At 46.6% G+C, this 20853-nt stretch carries 20 protein-coding genes; 18 read left to right on the plus strand and 2 right to left on the minus strand.

The window, feature by feature from the left end:
* Nucleotides 1-169 precede the first annotated feature (169 nt).
* Nucleotides 170-811 (plus strand): PAQR family membrane homeostasis protein TrhA, encoded by a 642-nt coding sequence (gene trhA / locus DRW07_RS00520; RefSeq protein ID WP_124025934.1) that lies wholly within the window; start codon nt 170-172, stop codon nt 809-811.
* Here trhA and DRW07_RS00525 read toward each other — a convergent pair.
* Entirely contained in the window at nt 808-1566 is a 759-nt protein-coding gene (locus tag DRW07_RS00525) for a glutathione peroxidase (RefSeq protein ID WP_124025935.1), read from the minus strand. The genes trhA and DRW07_RS00525 overlap by 4 nt on opposite strands.
* A 104-nt stretch (nt 1567-1670) precedes the next feature.
* On the opposite strand from DRW07_RS00525, the gene DRW07_RS00530 reads away from it, so the two are divergent.
* Together DRW07_RS00530 and DRW07_RS00535 are read left to right on the plus strand one after the other, a co-directional pair.
* Nucleotides 1671-2642, plus strand: coding sequence for an alpha/beta hydrolase (locus tag DRW07_RS00530; protein WP_124025936.1), 972 nt, complete (start codon nt 1671-1673; stop codon nt 2640-2642).
* A 2-nt stretch (nt 2643-2644) separates the two neighbouring features.
* On the plus strand, nt 2645-2932 hold the full coding sequence (locus DRW07_RS00535; protein WP_124025937.1) for a hypothetical protein: 288 nt from the start codon (nt 2645-2647) through the stop codon (nt 2930-2932).
* On the opposite strand, the gene DRW07_RS00540 is transcribed toward DRW07_RS00535, so the two are convergent.
* On the minus strand, nt 2913-4109 hold the full coding sequence (locus tag DRW07_RS00540) for a dipeptidase (protein ID WP_124025938.1): 1197 nt from the start codon (nt 4107-4109) through the stop codon (nt 2913-2915). The two genes, DRW07_RS00535 and DRW07_RS00540, sit on opposite strands and share 20 nt — an antisense overlap.
* A gap of 242 nt (nt 4110-4351) precedes the next feature.
* Between DRW07_RS00540 and DRW07_RS00545 the strand changes: the two genes are divergently transcribed.
* The 15 genes from DRW07_RS00545 to ftsA all read left to right on the plus strand — a co-directional run bounded on the left by DRW07_RS00545 (nt 4352) and on the right by ftsA (nt 20835).
* A complete protein-coding gene (locus tag DRW07_RS00545; protein ID WP_124025939.1) occupies nt 4352-5122 on the plus strand; it encodes a SapC family protein in 771 nt (256 codons plus the stop codon).
* Nucleotides 5123-5411: 289 nt separating this feature from the next.
* On the plus strand, nt 5412-5870 hold the full coding sequence (mraZ, locus tag DRW07_RS00550; RefSeq protein ID WP_124025940.1) for a division/cell wall cluster transcriptional repressor MraZ: 459 nt from the start codon (nt 5412-5414) through the stop codon (nt 5868-5870).
* Nucleotides 5867-6820, plus strand: a complete 954-nt coding sequence (gene rsmH, locus DRW07_RS00555) for a 16S rRNA (cytosine(1402)-N(4))-methyltransferase RsmH (protein WP_124025941.1) — start codon at nt 5867-5869, stop codon at nt 6818-6820. The genes mraZ and rsmH overlap by 4 nt, the downstream gene beginning before the upstream one ends.
* On the plus strand, nt 6817-7137 hold the full coding sequence (gene ftsL / locus DRW07_RS00560) for a cell division protein FtsL (RefSeq protein ID WP_124025942.1): 321 nt from the start codon (nt 6817-6819) through the stop codon (nt 7135-7137). Before rsmH ends, ftsL begins: the two co-directional genes overlap by 4 nt.
* A complete protein-coding gene (locus DRW07_RS00565) occupies nt 7138-8868 on the plus strand; it encodes a penicillin-binding transpeptidase domain-containing protein (protein ID WP_124025943.1) in 1731 nt (576 codons plus the stop codon).
* Nucleotides 8869-10404, plus strand: a complete 1536-nt coding sequence (locus DRW07_RS00570; protein WP_124025944.1) for a UDP-N-acetylmuramoyl-L-alanyl-D-glutamate--2,6-diaminopimelate ligase — start codon at nt 8869-8871, stop codon at nt 10402-10404.
* Nucleotides 10401-11807 carry a UDP-N-acetylmuramoyl-tripeptide--D-alanyl-D-alanine ligase gene (locus DRW07_RS00575; protein ID WP_124025945.1) on the plus strand — a complete coding sequence of 469 codons (1407 nt, stop codon included), beginning with the start codon at nt 10401-10403 and terminating at the stop codon, nt 11805-11807. Before DRW07_RS00570 ends, DRW07_RS00575 begins: the two co-directional genes overlap by 4 nt.
* The gene (gene mraY / locus DRW07_RS00580; RefSeq protein WP_124025946.1) at nt 11801-12883 is read left to right on the plus strand and encodes a phospho-N-acetylmuramoyl-pentapeptide-transferase; all 1083 of its coding nucleotides are present in this window, start codon (nt 11801-11803) and stop codon (nt 12881-12883) included. The genes DRW07_RS00575 and mraY overlap by 7 nt, the downstream gene beginning before the upstream one ends.
* 3 nt (nt 12884-12886) lie before the next feature.
* Complete coding sequence (gene murD / locus DRW07_RS00585; protein WP_124025947.1) at nt 12887-14254, plus strand: UDP-N-acetylmuramoyl-L-alanine--D-glutamate ligase; 1368 nt, start codon at nt 12887-12889, stop codon at nt 14252-14254.
* Entirely contained in the window at nt 14251-15441 is a 1191-nt protein-coding gene (gene ftsW, locus DRW07_RS00590; RefSeq protein WP_124025948.1) for a cell division protein FtsW, read from the plus strand. The genes murD and ftsW overlap by 4 nt, the downstream gene beginning before the upstream one ends.
* Nucleotides 15434-16501, plus strand: a complete 1068-nt coding sequence (gene murG, locus DRW07_RS00595) for an undecaprenyldiphospho-muramoylpentapeptide beta-N-acetylglucosaminyltransferase (protein WP_124025949.1) — start codon at nt 15434-15436, stop codon at nt 16499-16501. The genes ftsW and murG overlap by 8 nt, the downstream gene beginning before the upstream one ends.
* 32 nt (nt 16502-16533) lie before the next feature.
* On the plus strand, nt 16534-17925 hold the full coding sequence (gene murC / locus DRW07_RS00600) for a UDP-N-acetylmuramate--L-alanine ligase (RefSeq protein WP_124026806.1): 1392 nt from the start codon (nt 16534-16536) through the stop codon (nt 17923-17925).
* 6 nt (nt 17926-17931) lie between these two features.
* Complete coding sequence (locus DRW07_RS00605; RefSeq protein ID WP_124025950.1) at nt 17932-18888, plus strand: D-alanine--D-alanine ligase; 957 nt, start codon at nt 17932-17934, stop codon at nt 18886-18888.
* Entirely contained in the window at nt 18885-19613 is a 729-nt protein-coding gene (locus DRW07_RS00610) for a cell division protein FtsQ/DivIB (protein WP_240630467.1), read from the plus strand. Before DRW07_RS00605 ends, DRW07_RS00610 begins: the two co-directional genes overlap by 4 nt.
* Nucleotides 19606-20835 (plus strand): cell division protein FtsA, encoded by a 1230-nt coding sequence (gene ftsA / locus DRW07_RS00615; RefSeq protein ID WP_124025952.1) that lies wholly within the window; start codon nt 19606-19608, stop codon nt 20833-20835. Before DRW07_RS00610 ends, ftsA begins: the two co-directional genes overlap by 8 nt.
* Nucleotides 20836-20853: the final 18 nt, after the last annotated feature.

The raw sequence follows: 20853 nt of genomic DNA on the forward strand, positions 1-20853 counted from the left end.
AAAAAGTCAGTATGCATGTTGCTCAATATATGGGGATATTTTTTGATACCTTTATACCGCCATTTCTCCATTAAGCGTCTGATCTACAATGGTTGGCTTTAAATAAGGTATAAAAAAGGGGTCTGAATTTTGGGTGTACAAGTGTACGCCGAATTATTATACTAAACCCATGCAGAAAGTGACTACACCCATCCACAGATACTCTTCTTCTGAGGAGTTAATTAATGCACTGACCCATGGTGCGGGTTTTCTGGCAGCTATCGCTGGCTTAGTGTCTATGCTGTACAGAGCCGACAGTTACATTGCCATAACCGCATCAGCGATATATGGAAGTACATTGATCTTGATGTTCCTTACATCAACTGTGTATCACGCCATTACTCACACAGAAACGAAACGCTGGCTGAAGTTATTCGACCACAGTGCTATTTATTTGCTTATTGCAGGCACCTATACCCCCTTTACGTTACTTGCTATAGGTGGAACACTGGGCGTGATTGCAACAGCCGTGGTGTGGATACTCGCCATAGGTGGCGTAGCCTTTAAATGTATTGCAGGGCAGCGCTTTCCCAAAGTTGCGGTGACGACCTATCTGATACTGGGTTGGATAATTGTTTTGCTTATTTATCCACTATACCAAGCGTTACCCGGAGCTGGTTTATGGTTATTGGTCGCGGGTGGGGTGTGCTTTAGTGTTGGCGTACTTTTTTATGTGGCGAAAAACAAGCAATACACCCACGCCATATGGCACGTGTTTGTGCTGGCGGGGTGCAGTTTTCATTACTTCTCGGTCTATTACTTCGTTGTTTAGTCGCGCTTATCAGCAAAGTACTGTTCGAGTTCTTCACTACCGCCAATATGCTGACCGCCGATAAACACTTGGGGAACTGTGTCCCTACCACTTACGGCTTTGAGTGAAGTCAAAGAGGCATTTTTCCCCATTACAATTTCTTCAAAGGCCATGTGGTGGTCGGATAGTAGTGCTTTCGCTTTTGCGCAATAGGGGCATCCCGGTTTGCTAAACACAGATACGGGTTGGTTGACCTCTGCTCCTGGCGCGATGTAAGCAAGCATGGTATCAGCATCTGATACTTCAAAAGGGTCACCGGGTAAGTCTGGCTCTATGAACATTTTTTTAATCACCTTGTCCTCGACCAACATAGAGTAGCGCCAACTTCTTTTTCCAAAACCCAGATCGGCTTTGTCTACCAGCAATCCCATTTTCTCAGTAAAGTCACCATTCCCGTCTGGGATGAGTTCAATGTTTTCAGACTCCTGATCCGCGGCCCAGGCATTCATAACAAAGGTGTCATTGACAGACACGCAAATAATGCTGTCTACACCATGCGCTTTAAACACATTAGCCAGCTCGTTGTAGCGGGGTAAGTGCGTTGAAGAGCAGGTGGGGGTAAAGGCACCAGGTAAGGAGAACACCACTACTTTTTTGCCCTTAAATAAATCGTCAGTTGATTTAGTAATCCAATCTTCACCCTGACGAATAGGAAATGTCACATCGGGTACACGTTGTCCTTCAATTGAAGGAAACTTTGGGTTTGCTTGTGTCATGGTACTTGGTTCCTTTTATGTCTGTTGATAGAGTGTAGAACACTTATCTTTGGATTGTTGAATTCAGCTTGAAATACCTTTTTGTTACCTTACTTTGCTGCGGAATGTCTTTAACCGCAAATGCAATTGAGTCACCACTTGCACAATTCACCGACTTGTACAATGAGTCACTTTCAAACGCTAAGTCCTGCGGCAACCGTGCGCACCGGGTGTGCTCTGATGCACTTCGAAATGATGGCAACGGCCCGTATATTCTTCATCATAATACCAAGACAGAAGCTGTAGTTGTTTTGTTTCACGGATTAAGTGATTCGCCTTTTTATTTTTCTGCAATCGCACCGCTTTTACATGAGCGCGGAATGAATGTTGTGGTGCCTTTGTTACCCGGACATGGTTTAAAAAATGCGCATGACATTATGCAATCCAGTGAACTGTCGGACAAGTGGCGTCACCATGTGAGTCAGGTGATGATGTTTGCAAAGGAATTTGGAAACAAGGTGTATATTGGTGGGTTTTCAACCGGAGGCGCATTAGCGACACAATACGTACTAGAAAACCCAGCTGATGTAAGTGGCTTGTTGTTGTTCTCTGGGGCGCTCGCCCTGTCTGACAACGCTGAGAGCTTGTCCAGAATTTGGGGAGTAGGGATGCTCGCGAGACTGTTAGATGGCGAGTATATGACAGATGGACCGAATCCCTATAAATACCCTTCGGTGTCTAATTCGTCGGGCATTGAATTAATGGAAGTGATTTCTGATATCCGGTCTCAGCTAGATGAGGGGAAACGGTTAAATTTACCTATTTTCGCTGCACACTCTGAGTCAGACATTACCACGCCAATTCGTGGTGTAGAGAACCTGCTGACTTTTAATGATGGTACTAATACGGCATTGTATATTAACGCGAAGTACAAAGTGTGCCACGGCAATCTAATGCTGGATAAGGCTGCAGTCCGTAAAATTGGTATCAAAAAATCAAGCCTAGATGCTAGAGAACCTTGCGCATTACCGCAAGCTAACCCCGTATTTACACAAGTGGCCAATCTGTTAACTACGTATTTTGCTTTGCAGGAGTAACGATGAAGTTTTTCTTTTATTCGATAATTGGTATTTACCTTTTTCTCTACTTTTATGCCGTCTGGGTTTATGAGGGTTTTACCTTAGTGACCGCTTTAAGCGTATTGGTAACACTTGGCGTGCTTGGTTGGTTATTAGTCAGGGGGTGGGGGGGGAAGCAACCTCGAGCCTTAGCAGAGGCAAGTGCAGACAAACATGCTGCACCTGCTGAAATGCGTTGGTATCAGTCACCCTTCCCCTATCTCTTGCTATTGGGAAGCGTGGCGCTGATCAGCTTTTTTGTGCTTTAGCGTAGCGCTCTACGTCGCGCCATACCCGTAATACATTTTCGTTGAGAATTTTCTTGATGTCTGCTTCGGAGTACTTTCTGTCGAGCAAACCCTGAATCAAGTTGGGAAACGTTGAGACATCTTTCAATCCTGTGGGGAGCGAGTCACCTACGCCATCATAGTCAGAGCCTATACCCACATAGTCTATACCCACAACGTCTACCACATGGTCGATATGATCCAGTACTTCTTCCAATGTAGAAAACGGGTAGGGATTCGTTTTCTTGTAATCTTCGTCAAATGTTGCAACTTTTGGGCTGTCCTCACCTTCCTTTTCTATCAAGGCTTTCCTAGCGGCTGAATACTGATCACGCCATACTCTGGCTTCGCGGGTAACAAAACCAGAACCAAAGTTAATCATAATCACGCCATTGTTTTTCGCCAGCGCCCTGATCATGTCGTCATCCATATTGCGCTCAAAGCCAGGTGTAAACTTTCTCATAGACGAATGTGATGCGATTACAGGGGCTTCGGTGAGTTCCATTACCTGGTAAAAAGCGGCATCAGAAACATGTGAAATATCGATTATCATACCGATATCATTCATTTCTTTGATCAGTGTCTTTCCAAAAGGACTCAAGCCTTTCCATTTGCGTCGCAAATCATACGATGAATCACTAATGTGATTGCTTTGGGAGTGTGCGAGGGTAATGTATCGGATACCGCGCTGATAAAAATGCGCCAGATTACTCAATTCACCCTGCAAGGGAGAGCCGTTCTCCATGCCCATAGGCAAGGAAATCAGCCCTGCCTTAAAGTGTTCCTCTACATCGCTAACGGTTTTTGCTATGGCAAACTTGTCTGGTGCGCGGGCTGCAATGGCTTCCACAGAATCAATGAGCTGATGGGCCAACTGAGTCGATTGCGGTGAATTATCAAGGCTTGCTGGCACATAGATCGACATGAAAGGCGCATTGAGCCCTCCTTGTTTTGCTCTTGGGTAATCAAAGTCACCACCTTTAGTGGCCTCAGTGACGTCTACCCAAGCCCGATTTACACGGTATGGAACATCGATATGTCCATCAACTATGATATTGTCCTGAGCAATCTTATGGGCTTTGTCTGATGCGGAATAGTTTGCTACTGCCGTATGGGAAAGTGCGAGTAATGTAAGGGTTGAGATAAGTTTTTTGTTCATGCAATGTCCGATGGGTAAAAATACGTTGTGTGAATCTCTGAAATGTCACAAAAATTTAATACTTGAAACAGGCTAACATCATCCCAAGATAATGGGAAAGCAGTTATTGTTTTTCCAGAGTGACATCTTTTGCCAAATGGGTAATACTGCTTCGCGTTTTGTGGCTGTACTGGCCATTTGTATGTAATAACCCGGCAGGGCGCTATGGCCACTGCCTATAATAATGAAAGAGTAATAGATAAATGGCTATGAATTTTGTACCGCTAGACAAAGAAAAACACAAAGATATTAAAATAGCGGCCAGACCTAACTTAGAGTTTGCCAAAGAGGCGCATATTTCTGCTGCATCAGTGCGCGAATTTGCAATGTTGGCAGCATCAATGCCGATCGTTTTTATCGAAGATCCAAACAAACGTTTTTATTCAGTTGTGATGTTGGGGATTGAGCAAAAGCAAAATTTGTTTTTGCACGACGGCCAATGGCAGGGCTCGCACGTCCCAATGAATCTATTGCGTTATCCTTTCGACATCAAACCAGATGGCGACAAGTTAGGTATCTACATCGACGAGAACAGCTACCAAATCACTGATGACGGAGAACCTCTCTTCGTCGATGGCGAGCCAAGCACCTTTTTGCGCTCACGCCAGCAGTTTCTGACTGATTTGGCTAACAGTGAAATGCTAACCCAGCGTTTTGTTGCCAAACTTCAGGAACACAACCTATTGGAAGAGATCAACATTCGCATTGCTTATCAAAATGGTGAGCAGCGAAATGTAACAGGCTTGTACAGCATCAATGAGAAGAACTTGTTGGATTTGTCTGCAGAAGCCGTTGTTGATTTACATAAAAATGGCTTTATTGGTGCGGCTTATACTGCAATGGTTTCACTCGGACAGCTAAATCGTTTGGTTGAATTATCGAACAAAACAGAGAACCCCATTCAGTCAATGCAAATTGTACGTTTGAGTGAACAGCAAAATGCGGAAGGCCAAGCTGCACCTGAAAACGCATAACAAATTCTCGCTTTTCTTATAAAACCGGTGTTTTTTCACCGGTTTTTTTATGCCTTAAAAATATCAACTAAATCATACACTTTTTCATTGATTATTTTTTCATCGTTGCCTAAGTGCAATTGTGGGATCAAATTATCCATTTTTTGCCTTGACAGTGGGGTGCGGGGGTAACTAAACTGCAAAAAGTGGGTAAAAGTGGTGAATAGTGGATCTTTGCGTCGTACTATTGCAGAACAGAGCTCAAGAATAAAAATAAAAAACAGCAAACAATAAAAAGAAGGCTAGGGGAATGTTCCGCGGCGCTAATGCAATTAATCTGGATAGCAAAGGGAGACTGGCAATACCAACGAAGTATCGTCAGTCTATTCTGGATGATTGTGACGGACAGCTGATCTGCACCATAGACTCAAAGCAAAGCTGCTTGCTACTTTACCCACTTCCCGAATGGGAAGAAATTGAAATAAAACTTCTCAAGCTTTCCAGCATGATTGAGCAGGAAAGTAGACTTCAAAGGCTTCTTCTGGGCAACGCTACCGACAGTGACATGGACAAAAACGGCCGTGTCTTGGTGCCTCCTCCTCTTCGTCAATATGCCAAATTAGACAAGTCCATCATGCTGGTGGGTAAGCTCAATCGATTTGAAATCTGGGATGCTGCAACTTGGACTGCGCAAATTGATGCTGACGTGGCTACTGAACGAGCCGGCGGTTTCGAATTGACAGAACGGTTGCAGGATTTCTCATTGTGAGTGGTACAAACGACTACGCTTCCCCGGAACATGCTTCTGTCTTGTTAAATGAGTGCCTAGAAGGGCTAGCGATTGCACCCGAAGGTATTTATGTAGATGCTACCTTTGGACGAGGTGGGCACAGCAGAGCGATATTAGCGTCACTTGGTGACTCCGGCCGTTTAATCGCCTTCGATCGCGACCCTCAAGCTATCGAAGAAGGGAAAGCGCTCGCCAACCAAGATGCGCGTTTTAGCATCATCCATAGCCCTTTTTCTGACATGGCCGAGCAAATAGATAAACTTGGCTTACTCGGCAAGGTGAAGGGCGTATTGATGGACTTAGGCGTTTCTTCGCCTCAGTTGGATCAGGCAGATCGCGGGTTTAGCTTTTTGCGAGATGGTCCTTTGGATATGCGAATGGATACCAGTTCTGGTCTTAGTGCAGCGCAGTGGTTAGCTAGTGCAGAAGAGCAAGATATTGCACAGGTTATTAAAGAGTTTGGCGAAGAAAAATTTGGCAAACGCATTGCCCACGGTATTGTTAATGCGCGTCAGCTGACACCTATTACCCGAACTTTGCAACTGGCGAAAATTATTGACGAGTCAGTACCCGTCAAAGACAAGTTCAAACATCCAGCCACACGTTCATTTCAGGCTATTCGCATATACATTAATGCAGAATTAGACCAGTTGAGGGAGGGGTTGAAAGCGGCCGTAAGCTTACTGGCACCGCATGGTCGTTTGGCTGTAATCAGTTTTCATTCTCTGGAAGACCGTCTTGTTAAACGCTTTATGAAAGATCAAAGCCAAGGCAAAGCCTATCCAGTTGGGTTACCTATTACTGCAGAGCAGATAGATGCCGACAGAGTGCTCAAGCTTATCGGTAAGGCTATTAAACCCTCCCAGGCAGAAATTGACATAAACGTGCGGGCGCGAAGCTCTGTGTTGCGGGTGGCCGAAAAACGATGAAATACGCAGGGACAAATTTTAATCTGCTGCTGATACTGGTCACTGACTTGACCCGCCATAAAATGCGGGTTTTGTTGTCTTTGCTGGTAGTAATAAGTGCCATAGCCGTGGTGTTATCAACGCATCACAACCGACAGCAAAACATCAAACTTGAAGCGCTGATGCAGCAGCAGGACGATTTAGACATAGAATGGCGTAATCTAGTATTGGAACAGCGTGCTCTGACAGAACACAACCGCATTGAAGCCATGGTTCAAAAAGAACTGAATATGTACCGTCCATCGGTAGATGAAGAAGTTGTGGTGAGAGTAAAGTAGATGGCCAAAGCGAAGCAGACAGTTCGCCCCGCACAATTACCCTGGCGCTTTTGGGTGGTTATCATTGGTGTGGTAAGTGTTTTTGTCGTACTGGCGGTAAGGGCTGCTTACATTCAGGTAATTGCTCCAGGGCATTTGGTAAAAGAGGGCGATAACCGAACCCTTAGAACCCGTAATATGCCAACATATCGCGGCATCATTAAAGACAGGAATGGCGTTGAACTCGCGGTCAGTGTGCCAGTGAGAGCAGTATGGGCTGACCCAAAAGTTATTCATGAAACGGGCGCGCTTCAGCATCACAGACGTTGGTTGGCATTGTCGGATGTACTGGGTCAGGAAACCAGCGAACTCATGGCGCGGGTACAGGATCCGAAACGTCGTTTTGTATACCTGCAACGTCAGGTTTCACCCGCCATGGCTAACTATGTAGACCAGCTTGATATACCTGGCATTCACCTGCTCAATGAATCCAGACGTTATTATCCAACGGGTGAGGTATCAGCACAGCTCATCGGAATCACAGACGTTGACGACAACGGCATTGAAGGGCTGGAACGTTTGTACAACGATAGGCTAACGGGCACACCTGGTACGCGTAAAATTCGTAGAGACGCCAAGGGACGCCAAGTTGAACTTCTTGAAATGAAAGAAGGTGAGGACGCCGGTAGTCTCGTTCTGACCATAGATCAACGTATTCAAGCACTGGCCTACAAGGCGGTCAAAGAGGCGACAATCCGTTACCAGGCTTCTTCGGTTTCTGCGATTGTTGTGGACGTTGAAAGTGGGGACATCATGGCGATGGCAAACAGCCCTTCTTTTAATCCCAATGACAGACAAAATGCATCACCACATCGCATGCGTAACCGAGTGATCACTGATGCGTTTGAGCCCGGCTCTTCTATGAAACCGCTGGCCGTATTAGCCGCATTGGAATTTGGTTCTGTGCAGATTGATGATGTTATTGATACCTCACCAGGCTGGATGCGAGTAGGGGGGAGCCTCATTCAGGACCCCGTTAATAATGGCCTGATGACATTAGAAGAAATCATTCAAAAGTCGAGCAATATGGGCACCTCCAAGTTAGTCCTGTCTATTCCTGAGCGCTTTTGGATAGATACCTATTACAACATGGGGCTAATGGAAGATACGGGGACGAATCTAACCGGTGAAATTAGCGGCATTTTCCACGAGCGTAGCCGTTGGTCAAAGCATGAATTAGCTGCCTTATCGTTTGGTTACAATATTTCAGTGACTGCCGCGCAAATTGCCCGGATGTACACGATCCTTGCTTCAGGCGGTATAAAGAAGCCCCTTAATATCGTTAAAAATGATAAGAAAAATACATTTCAGTCTGAACCTTATCGCGTTGTCAGCGAAAAGAATGCCCGCGCAGTAGTACACATGATGGAGAGCGTCACTCAGGAGGATGCCTCGGCCAGAAGAGCGGCCGTAGCGGGTTACCGGGTTGCAGGAAAGACAGGTACAAGTAAAAAGGCGGTAGCGGGAGGCTATTCCAGTGAATACGTCAATATTTTTGCTGGTATAGCACCAGTGAGTGATCCAAAGCTGGTTACCGTAGTGCTGATCAATGAGCCCGGCGGTGATTTGTACCACGCCAATGAAACTGCTGCACCCGTGTTTTCGCAAATTATGGGGGGCGCACTGCAAATGCTCAATGTTGCGCCTGATGATAAGCGTGTTTCCTCAACGTTTGCTAGGCATGGAGGCTAGATGGTAGTCAGTGAATTTGTTCAAAGTGTGCGGCCTCTGATGCAAAAATTTGGTATCGATGCGCCGGACATTCGCATTCAGGCAATGACGCTTGATAGCAGAGACGTATCGTCGCACGTTGCTTTTGTTGCGGTGAAAGGACACAGCTTAGACGGTCGTGATTTTATCCCTCAGGCAATAAGCCTGGGCACACCAATTATTTTTGTGCAAGCTGACAGTGAACAGGAACATGGCCAAATTACCATGCGTGATCACACCGTGCTGATTTACCTTTATGCCTTACCCGATATTCTGTCTTCTATTGCAGGCGCGTTCTATGATTACCCTGCAAATAAGTTAATCACAACAGCCGTCACCGGCACCAACGGTAAAACCTCTGTCGTCAATTTAATTTCTCAACTGAAGTTTACACTTGGCACACGTTCTGCGGCGATTGGTACTTTGGGCAGTGCTATTTACGAAGGCCCGCAGACAGACTGGGCTGAGTCAAAAAACGCCAACACCACCCCCGATGCTATATATATGCAGTATCAGCTGGCTGAATTTGTTCAGCAAGGTGTTGCACATGTTGCTTTTGAAGCGTCTTCTCATGCGCTGGTGCAAGGGCGATTGGCACAGATTAAAACCGATGTAGCCGTATTTACTAATCTGTCCCGAGACCATCTCGACTATCACGGCACAATGGAAGAATACGCGGCTGCAAAAAGGCTTCTGCTTGATCAGCCTAGTGTGCGAGCGGCTGTTATCAATGGTGACGACCACTGGTCGAAAGCGTGGATAGAGGGTGCAAAAGAAAGAGGGATAAAAACGGTTATTACCGGTCTACGTAGTACATCCGAAGTTTTTGAAGAATACCAACACTATTGCTTTGCCAGTGATATTCAGTATCACACCAATGGCGTAATATTCATACTTCATACCTCATGGGGGAAAGCCCAGGTTAAATGCGCACTACTTGGCGAGTTCAATGTGTACAACCTGCTCTCGGCAGTCGCAACCTTACTAGTGCAAGGAGAGCGTTTCAGTGAGGTTATAAAAGGGATCGCAGAAGTTAAACCCGTTGCCGGTCGCATGGAAGTTTTTGAGTTCAGCCGAGCTGCCAATGTGGTGGTTGACTACGCACATACGCCAGATGCGCTTGAAAAGGCGCTTCAAGCAGTCAGGAAACACACAGGGGCAAAATGCTGGTGCATTTTTGGCTGCGGCGGTGACAGAGACAAAGGTAAACGTCCTCAAATGGCGACCGTTGCCGAGAAATTTGCCGATCGGGTCGTATTAACCACAGACAATGCACGCAGCGAAGACCCGCAAACTATCGTGGCTGACATTATGAAAGGATTTGACGATGCAGCAGTGGTCGGGAATCAGCCAGACCGGGAACAGGCGTTGCGCTATTGTCTCAATAATGCTTCGCCACAAGACCTCATATTGGCCGCAGGTAAAGGCCATGAAGCTTATCAAATTATCAATAATCACACTTTGGATTACGACGAGCGTGCAGTGATAGCGCGTTTGCAACAGGAGTATTCATCATGATCACCAAATCTTTGCGCTGGATAGCCCAGCAGGTCAACGGTGAATTAACAGGTTCGGACGCTATGGTCACTAAGGTGACCACAGATACCCGAGAGCTACAAAAAGGCGATTTGTATATCGCGTTAAAGGGCGAACGCTTTAATGGGCATGATTTTGTTCAAACTGCCGAAAAAGAGGGCGCGTGTGCAATTATTGCAAGCGAGCCTGTAGAAACGTCATTGTCTGTGATTCAGGTGGCGGACACGAAACTAGCGTTAGGTCTTTTGGGTAAGGCTGTAAAGGACTGTGTTAATCCAAAGACTATTGCCATTACGGGATCCAGTGGAAAAACCACGGTAAAAGAAATGTGTGCGGCGATCTTGTCAAGACGTGGCGCTGTTCTTGCTACCAAAGGTAATTTTAACAATGATATTGGTGTACCTCTGACCCTTTTGGAATTAAAGCAAGAACACGAATATGCCGTACTTGAGTTGGGCGCAAATCACTTAGGCGAGATTGCGTATACCACAGACTTAGTAAAGCCCGATGTTGCGACTATTGTGAATGCAGCGGCGTCTCACTTGGAAGGCTTTGGGAGTTTGTTCGGTGTTGCCAGAGCGAAAAGTGAAATCTTTAAGGGACTTACTCAGCATGGTGTGGCTATTGTGAATGCAGATAGTCAGTTTGCGCCATTTTGGCTGGGCAAACTTAAGCAACGTAAAGTCAAACAGTTCTCGCCAACAGAATACAATGCTACTGCTGATTTCTATGCTAAAGACATCTCTCTTTCGCTAGATGGTTGCGCTGAGTTTTTACTGTGCACACCAGACGGCGAAATAGATATCAGGCTGGCACTTCCTGGCCAACATAATATTGGTAACGCTATGCTGGCTGCTGCACTCACCATGGAAGTGGGAGCAACACTCGAAGACATCCAGGATGGCCTGGCAAATATGTCACAAGTCAAGGGCCGTTTGAATGTGAAGCAAATCGCGCCACATATTCGGTTATTGGACGATTCCTACAATGCCAATGTAGCTTCGGTCAACGCTGCAATTGACCTACTAAGTAGCTTTTCAGGTCGGCGCATTTTGGTATTGGGCGACATGGCAGAACTGGGTCAAAAATCTCGTTATTACCATGAACAGGTGGGTTTGTACGCGAAAGAAAAGGGCATAGATAACTTGATGACTATTGGTGTATTAAGCCAAACCGCGAGTGCCGTATTTGGTGAAGCCGGTATTCACCATACCCGAACAGAGGACTTGCTTCAGTCACTTGAGGCAACACTGGCTGCAGAGTTTCGCGATATTACTTTGCTGGTCAAAGGGTCTAGAAGTGCACGCATGGAAGATGTTGCCGCAGCCATAGAGGCATCAAGCTTGGGAAAGCGTAATCGCCGTCGGGAGCGCGTAGCATGTTAATGTGGCTGGCGCAGTGGCTCACCCAGTTTGATACTGGGTTCAATGTATTCTCTTATCTGACTATGAGAGCCATTTCGAGCACCCTGACGGCGTTGATTCTGGCCATTGTGATTGGTCCGCGAATGATCCGCTTTTTACAGCGTCTGCAAATTGGCCAGACAGTAAGAGATGATGGTCCTGAAAGCCATCTGTCTAAGTCGGGCACACCCACTATGGGTGGTGTACTTATTCTGTTTGCCATTATGACCAGCGTGTTACTTTGGGCTGATTTGTCCAACCACTACGTATGGGCGACGCTCTTTGTTATAACCACTTATGGCATCATCGGTTTTGTTGATGATTACAGAAAAGTGGTGCGCAAAGACCCTAAAGGTTTGATAGCCAAATGGAAGTACTTTTGGTTATCCGTTGTAGCGATCGTGGTCGCGTTTTATTTGTATAGTGCAGCTTCACTTGAGGCTGAGACTGCCCTTATCGTGCCATTTTTCAAAGATGTGATGCCGCAACTTGGGTTGTTGTACTTAGCCCTGGTTTACTTTGCGCTAGTGGGCAGCAGTAATGCAGTTAACTTGACTGATGGTTTGGACGGGTTGGCAATCGTACCCACCATACTGGTTGCAGGTGCACTGGCAATATTCGCCTATGTTACCGGAAATGTTAATTTCTCAGATTACCTGAATATCCCGCATATTCCTTTCACTAGCGAACTCGTGGTGGTGTGCACTGCCATTGTAGGCGCTGGATTGGGTTTCCTATGGTTTAATACTTATCCAGCACAAGTCTTTATGGGCGATGTTGGTTCATTGGCGCTGGGCGGTGCATTAGGTATTCTGGCCGTATTGGTAAGACAGGAAATCGTACTTATCATAATGGGTGGTATATTTGTTATCGAAACCCTTTCGGTGATTTTGCAGGTAGGCTCTTATAAACTTCGTGGTAAACGCATATTCAGAATGGCGCCCATTCATCATCACTTCGAATTAAAGGGCTGGCCTGAGCCAACCGTCATTGTCCGGTTTTGGATTATCTCGCTAATTCTTGTGCTGATTGGCTTAGCCACCCTTAAGTTGAGGTAAAAAATGGGGGCGCCGACTATCACAACTCCATGGAACAACTTGCCTGATAAGCACATTGTGGTAGTGGGCCTAGGTAAAACCGGGCTCTCGGTAGCTAGCTACCTTATTGCTCAAGGGGTAAACGTTACCTGCTGGGATACCCGAGATGCGAGCGATATCGCAAGTAGCGAACGGGTTCCTGCATCAGCAGCAAGGCGATTGGGCGAGCAAACCGATGCATTTTGGGTAGCAGTCGATGGCGTGGTCATCAGTCCTGGCATTGACCCTTGGGGCGATGCATTGGAACCTGTGCGCCGGCACCATATTCCGCTAATTGGTGATATAGAGCTCTTTGCTTACGCTATCTCACAGCGACAAGTGCCACCTAAATTAGTAGGGATAACAGGTTCCAATGGCAAAACAACCTGCACTTTACTGCTTACACACCTATTAAATCACGCAGGCATTAAAGCACAATGTGCGGGTAACGTCGGCAAGCCCGCGTTGGACTGTATCGACCTCGACGTGGATGTTCTAGTGCTGGAGTTGTCCAGTTTTCAGTTGGAAATGACAAGCAATTTACCCCTTGAAATCGCGTGTTTTCTTAATTTGAGTGATGATCACTTGGACCGCCATGGCACTATTGCCCACTATGGAAAATTGAAGCAGCGTATCTACAATCATGCGCTAAAAGCCGTGTACTGGCGGGAACAATCAGAAACCATCCCTGTAAAAAAAATGAATAAAACAAGCACATTTGGTTTGAACCAAGTTTTATCTGATGATGACTGGACTGTCTCTGATGGCTTTGTGTGTCAGGGAAACGCTGAAGTGATTGCTGTTAACGATATTCCCATGGCTGGCTTACACAATGCCATGAATGTAATGGCGTGTTGTGCGATGGCGAGATTGCTAGATGTTCCTGTAACCTCATTACGGCATGGCGTAATGCAATTTGTCCCCCCGCAACACCGATGTGTAACAATTTCTAATTACAAAAGCGTTCAGTGGATTGATGACTCAAAGGCGACCAACCCTGGGGCGACAATCGCTGCCTTAAAGGGGTTGGGCCCGCTGACCCAAGGCCGACTATTTTTGATTGCGGGTGGCGACGGCAAAGGCGCTGACTTTAGCGATCTTGCTCCTGTTTTTGCTCTATTCGTGTATAAACTCATCGCCATGGGAAAAGACGGGCATAAACTCAAGGAACTCCATGCAAATGCAGCGGCGGCAAACTCTATGGAGGAAGCCGTCGATATGATCAACCTCGAATGTCAAAAGGGCGATGTGGTCTTGCTGTCACCCGCCTGTGCCAGCTGGGACATGTTTGACAATTATGAGCATCGCGCCGCAGTATTTAAATCTGCCGTTGAACGGGTGTCGGCTGCATGACCAAGGACGTTTTCCCAGACAACAAACCCTACGACGGTGGACTTATTCTGGTTTCACTGGCGCTAATGGCCATTGGGCTGGTTATGGTGACCTCGGCTTCAATGCCAGTTGCTGAACGATTGTTCGATAATCCCTTTCATTTTTCGATTCGCCATGCCATATACCTCATTGCCTCACTAATTTGTGGCATGGTTATCGTGCAAGTGCCTATGTATGTCTGGCAACGTTTTAACCCGTGGTTATTGTTACTTGCTATTCTGTTACTGGTTGCTGTGCTGGCCATCGGTCATACGGTTAACGGAGCAAAACGCTGGATCGCCATTGCAGGGTTCACTATTCAGCCCGCAGAGGGAGCCAAATTGTTTTTGTTTGCCTATCTGGCTGGTTACCTTGTGCGACGCTACGAAGAAGTCACTGAAAACTTAAAGGGCTTTATCAAACCTTTGTTTGTATTTTTCCTTCTAGCCCTGCTACTACTCAAGCAACCGGATTTTGGTACTGTGGTGGTCATGTTCACCACCACGATAGGCTTGTTGTTTCTAGCTGGGGCGAGACTTTGGCAATTCTTTGCATTGGTCTTTGTTGGCTTATTGGCTTTTGTCGTTCTTATTTTGGACAAAGAATACCGATTGAAGCGCGTCACCTCGTTCCTCGACCCTTGGGCTGATCCATTTGGTGGTGGCTTTCAGTTAACACAATCACTCATGGCATACGGTCGCGGTGATCTTTTTGGTCAGGGACTCGGCAACAGCTTGCACAAAAACGAATTTCTTCCTGAAGCCCATACTGATTTTATCATGGCGATCATCGCTGAAGAGATGGGGTTTGTCGGTGTGATGGTCGTTTTATTACTTTTGCTGTATCTGGTAATAAAAGCATTGAATATTGGCCAAATTGCGATGGCAAAGGAACGCCCTTTTGAATCCTTCTTTGCCTATGCGATTGGTATTTGGTTTAGCTTTCAGACGGCCGTCAATGTAGGAGCTAGTGCGGGTATTTTGCCCACTAAAGGGCTGACGCTTCCACTGGTTAGTTCTGGCGGTACTTCCCTAATTGTTATGACTGTTGCTGTAGCAATCCTGTTGCGTATTGATTTTGAATGTCGCGTAGACGGCGTTCAGGCTATGTCAAAGGGTAATGCTAAAGACAAACCTAAGTCCAAGCCCAGTGAGGTGGTCGATGCCTAGCGCGATTGTAATGGCAGGGGGAACCGGTGGCCACATTTTTCCTGCATTGGCCGTTGCCGATCGCTTACGTGAACAAGGTTGGCATATTCATTGGTTGGGTACTGCCGACAGAATGGAAGCTGAAATTGTGCCACGTCGCGGCTATGAGATTCACTTTTTGCCGGTTAAAGGTCTTAGAGGAAAAGGGCTATTCAATATGCTATTAGCCGTATTTGGGCTAATAAGAAGTACGCTTAACGCCATGGGATTGATTAAACGTGTTAAGCCTGATCTGGTCTTGGGTTTTGGTGGTTATCCCAGTGCGCCTGGGGGTATTGCCGCCAAGCTGGCGCGCACGCCATTGATCATTCATGAACAGAATGCTGTACCCGGATTAACCAATCGATTGTTGGGCAAATTGGCAGATGAAGTACTTTTGGGGTTTCCTCAAGCCAGCAAGGTATTTGCGCAAAAAGGCATTGCGTCGGAAGTGGTAGGTAATCCTATTCGAACAGACATTAAAGAAAAGGTGGGTAAAGCCATTGACGGAACACTGAACCTGTTTATCGTCGGTGGTAGCTTGGGGGCACAGGCCTTAAATGAAACCTTGCCATTGGTGTGTAAAGCATTTGATAACCTGAATATCGTGCATCAATGTGGAAAAGGTAACCAATATGCAGTAGCCGAAGCGTACGCGAAGGAAGGAGTTAATGCTCAAGTTGCTGACTTTATTGACGATGTTGCATCGCATTATGCATGGGCCGATGCGATTATTTGCAGAGCGGGCGCATTAACCGTTTCTGAAATTGCACAAGCGGGGGTCGCAGCATGCTTTGTGCCGTTGCCTCATGCCGTTGATGATCATCAGACAAAAAACGCGCAATCTTTGGTTGAAAAAGGCGCAGCGTTTCTTGTTCCGCAGGCAACACTTTTTGACGGTTTGACTGAAGCCATTAGCCAGTGGTTAAACAATCCTCAGTTATGTGCTGATATGGGGGAAAAGGCTAAAAAGGTGTTGCCAAAAAATGCGACAATACGCATTGTCGAAAAATGTGAACAACGAGTGGTGGAGTCAGCGTAGTGCCAGCAGAACAAAACTTTCAAAGTCCAACCATGCGACGAGTAACGCGCATCTTTTTTATTGGCATTGGTGGTGCCGGTATGGGGGGAATAGCAGAGGTATTGCTTAATGAAGGTTATCAAATAGCCGGTTCTGATATCGCCCGTAATAGTATGACTGAGCGCTTAGAAAAACTAGGTGCTGAGGTGACGATTGGTCATCAATACAATAATCCCCAAGGTGCTAATGTTGTGGTGGTGTCCAGTGCGATTGATCAAAGCAACCCTGAGATACACTATGCCAATGAAAACCGAATACCTATCATTCGCCGAGCTGAAATGCTGGCTGAACTTATGCGGTTTCGATATGGCATTGCCGTGGCGGGAACACACGGAAAGACGACCACGACCAGTTTGTTGGCAACTATCTTTGCAGAGGCAAATACAGATCCAACATTTGTGATTGGAGGCTTGCTGAATAGTGCTGGCACCAATGCAAAACTGGGTAGTAGTCGCTATTTAATTGCCGAAGCAGATGAGAGTGATGCATCTTTTCTTCATCTCCAACCGATGATTTCTGTGGTTACCAATATTGAAGCCGACCATATGGACACCTATGGTGGCGACTTCTCTAAAATGGAAGATACCTTCATTGACTTTTTGCATAACCTGCCGTTCTACGGGCAGGCAATTGTATGTGGTGATGACGAAGTCATTCAACGCCTTAGGCCAAGAATTGGTCGCAGCGTATCGACCTATGGTACGCAAGCCCACAATGATTATCAGGCGAAGAACATTACATTTGGTTTCAACTGTGTGGAATTTGAGGCACATAGGCCGAAAGGTGAGCCGTTACACATTAAGTTGAACTTGGTGGGGCAGCACAATGTGCTCAACGCACTGGCTGCTGTGGCTGTAGCCACCGAAGAAGGCCTTGATGACAAGGCTATTCAGACAGCACTTGCTGGCTTTGAGGGCATAGGCAGACGTTTTGACGTAACAGAAAACCTGCAGGTTGAGAAAGGTAGCTTTACCTTAGTTGATGATTACGGTCACCATCCGACCGAAGTAAAAGCGACCTTGGCGGCGGCTCGTGCCAACTGGCCAGACAAACGGATAGTGATGGTTTACCAGCCCCACCGGTTTTCGCGAACTCGTGACCTGTACGAAGACTTTGTGGATGTATTGTCAGCCGCTGATAGTTTGTTATTACTTGATGTTTACGCTGCGAGCGAGCAGCCCATTGAGGGGGCAGACAGTAAATCTTTATGCCGTTCCATCCGGCTTCGCGGGGATGTGGAGCCTATCTATGTAGGACCGAATGAAAAGCTTTTCGATATGTTAAATAACGTTATACAACACGACGATATTGTCATGCTGCAAGGTGCAGGTAGCGTGGGTATGTTAGCAAAACAACTTATCCAGCACTGTGCGACAGGAGCGTAAAGAAACATGACGCCGCAAGCGGTTCAAATAGATAAATTTGGTAAGGTGGCTGTGCTTATGGGCGGTACATCAGCCGAGCGTGAAGTCTCACTGAGTTCAGGGCAAGCTTGCTTGCAAGCGCTTTTGGCAAAAGGGGTAGAGGCTATCCCGTTTGATCCATCAACGCGGCCGTTACACGAGCTGGTAGATCTTAAGGTAGATCGCGCCTTAATTATGTTGCATGGCCGCGGAGGCGAAGATGGCACCATACAGGGTGCGCTGGAATACCTTGGTTTGCCATATACTGGATGCGGTGTTTTGGGGTCAGCCATTGCGATGGATAAGATCCACACTAAGCAAATTTGGCAAAGTGTTGGAATTTCCACTGCAAAATACCGCATTGTGACGCAATCAACCTTTGACGCTGGATCTTGTAGCGCTATAATGGATGAACTGGGGGGGATCGTCATGGTGAAACCTGCTCGAGAAGGATCGAGTATAGGTATGGCCAAGGTGAATTGCGCTAAAACACTCGCCACTGCTGTAAGTACAGCGTTTCGTTATGATTCGCTTGTGCTCCTTGAGCAGTACATTGTTGGTAAAGAATATACAGTCGGCATTATAAAAGACCGAGTATTACCTTCAATCCGAATGTCTACCCCACATACGTTTTATGATTACGCTGCCAAATACGAAGACAGCACGACGCAGTATTTTTGCCCGAGTGGCTTGAGTGACGAAGAAGAAAAACAGTTAAGGTCACTCTGCTTGGATGCATTTAATGCGCTGTCTGCATCAGGATGGGGGCGTATTGATGCAATGCGTGATGAACAAGGTCGGTTCTATTTATTGGAACTCAATACCATTCCGGGTATGACGGCAACTAGCCTGATCCCGAAAGCCGCTAAGGTGGATGGCGTGGCCTTTGAAGATTTGGTCTGCGAGATAGTCGCAACCAGTTTCGCGCCAGGAGTGCGGGTGTGAGCCAGCGCTGGACAGCGTATCACTGGGGAGGATTAACCTTCTTAGTAGCTGTCATCTGTTTGCTGGCTTTTTTGGCTTGGCAAATTCGGCATTACTTGCAGGATGAGCAAAAGTCGCCTGTGCAGACGATTCTGTTTTCTGGTGAGTTTGAACATGTGAGCATCACTGAGTTGGAGCGTTTGATTCGCACCTCTCAACCGGGAAGCTTTTTTGCTTTGGATGTCAATGAGGTACACGAGTTAATCGAGGGACACCCGTGGGTGTACAGGGCTTCTATAAGAAAACAGTGGCCTCATACGTTGCAGATTTATTTGGTAGAGCAACAGCCAGTCGTTGCCTGGAATGCTGATATGGTGCTGAATCCCTTTGGAGAGGCATTTAATGTGGCTCCTGAACCGCTTGAACTGCCCCAGCTATTTGGGCCAGGCGGGAGCGAGACGACTGCGCTGGAAGGTTACAATGCGATGCAGCAGTTGCTCGCGACCAGCGGCCTGGCGATCAGTGAATTGTCGCTGAGTGAACGTTTTGCCTGGCAGGTACAGTTAACCAACGGCATTAGATTGAATCTGGGCCGGCAAGAATTTATGGATAGGTTACAACGCTTTATTGATGTATATCCGTTGTTGGCTAAGCAGGACAAACCTATCCAGTATGTAGATTTACGCTATGACACGGGTTTAGCCGTGGGCTGGCAACAAGAAGAAGAGAACAAGACGGATGTCTAAACCAGCAGAACGCAATCTGATAGTCGGACTCGACATAGGAACCAGTCAAGTAAAGGCTGTGATCGGTGAAGTACTCGCTGACGATACGCTAAGTGTTGTGGGTGTAGGTACGCATGCGTCTAAAGGTATGGATAAAGGTGGCGTGAACGATTTGAACCTAGTGGTTCAGTCAGTGCAGCGTGCTGTACATGAAATGGAGCTAATGGCAGATTGTCGTGTGTCATCGGTGTTCATGTCTATCAGCGGCCGTCACGTTAAATGTCAGAATGAAAACGGTATGGTGCCGATTAACAACCAAGAGGTGACTCAGGAAGATGTAGACAACGTGGTACATGCCGCACGCTCTGTTCCGATTGCGGCAGAGAGGCGATTGCTTCACGTGCTTCCTCAAGAGTTTACTATTGATGTGCAAGAGGGCATAAAAAATCCAATTGGTATGTCAGGTGTGAGGATGGAAGCCGACGCACACATTATTACCTGTGCTGATGACATGGCTAAAAACCTGGTTAAGTGTATTGAACGCTGTGAGCTTCATGCTGACCAATTGATATTTTCGGCGTTAGCGTCATCTTATGCTGCATTGACGGACGATGAAAAAGAGTTAGGTGTCTGCGTCGTCGATATCGGTGGTGGCACTATGGATATGGTGATTTACACAGACGGAGCGATAAGGCATACCGCCGTTATTCCTGTTGCCGGTAACCAAATTACCAGTGATATTGCGAAGATTTTCCGAACGCCAATAAGCAATGCAGAAGATATAAAAGTGAATTATGCCTGTGCATTAAAAGATATGGTCAGCATGGAAGAAAGTATTGAAGTGCCCAGTGTGGGAGGTCGACCAGCCCGAGCAATGTCAAGGCATACTCTGGCCGAGGTCATTGAACCTCGATATCAAGAATTATTCGAACTCATTCACGATGAAATTCGTGGTAGTGGGTTTGAAGAGCAAATTGCCGCGGGTTTGGTGTTAACCGGTGGGACTGCCAAAATGGAAGGTGCAGTCGAATTTGCAGAAGAGCTGTTTCAAATGCCAGTTAGAGTAGGGCAGCCAATAAACATTAAAGGTTTATCAGAATATGTTGACGATGCTAGTTTCGCTACGGCGATAGGATTGTTACAGTATGGAAAGCTACACACAAGTAATAACAAGACCGGCAGTAATAAGACCGGCGATACCTTGTGGAACCGGGTTCAAAGCTGGTTCAAAGGTGAATTTTAATTTTTTTGGGGGCGTCAA

It is taken from the genome of Paralteromonas sediminis (assembly GCF_003820355.1).
Lineage (GTDB): Bacteria > Pseudomonadota > Gammaproteobacteria > Enterobacterales > Alteromonadaceae > Alteromonas_F > Alteromonas_F sediminis.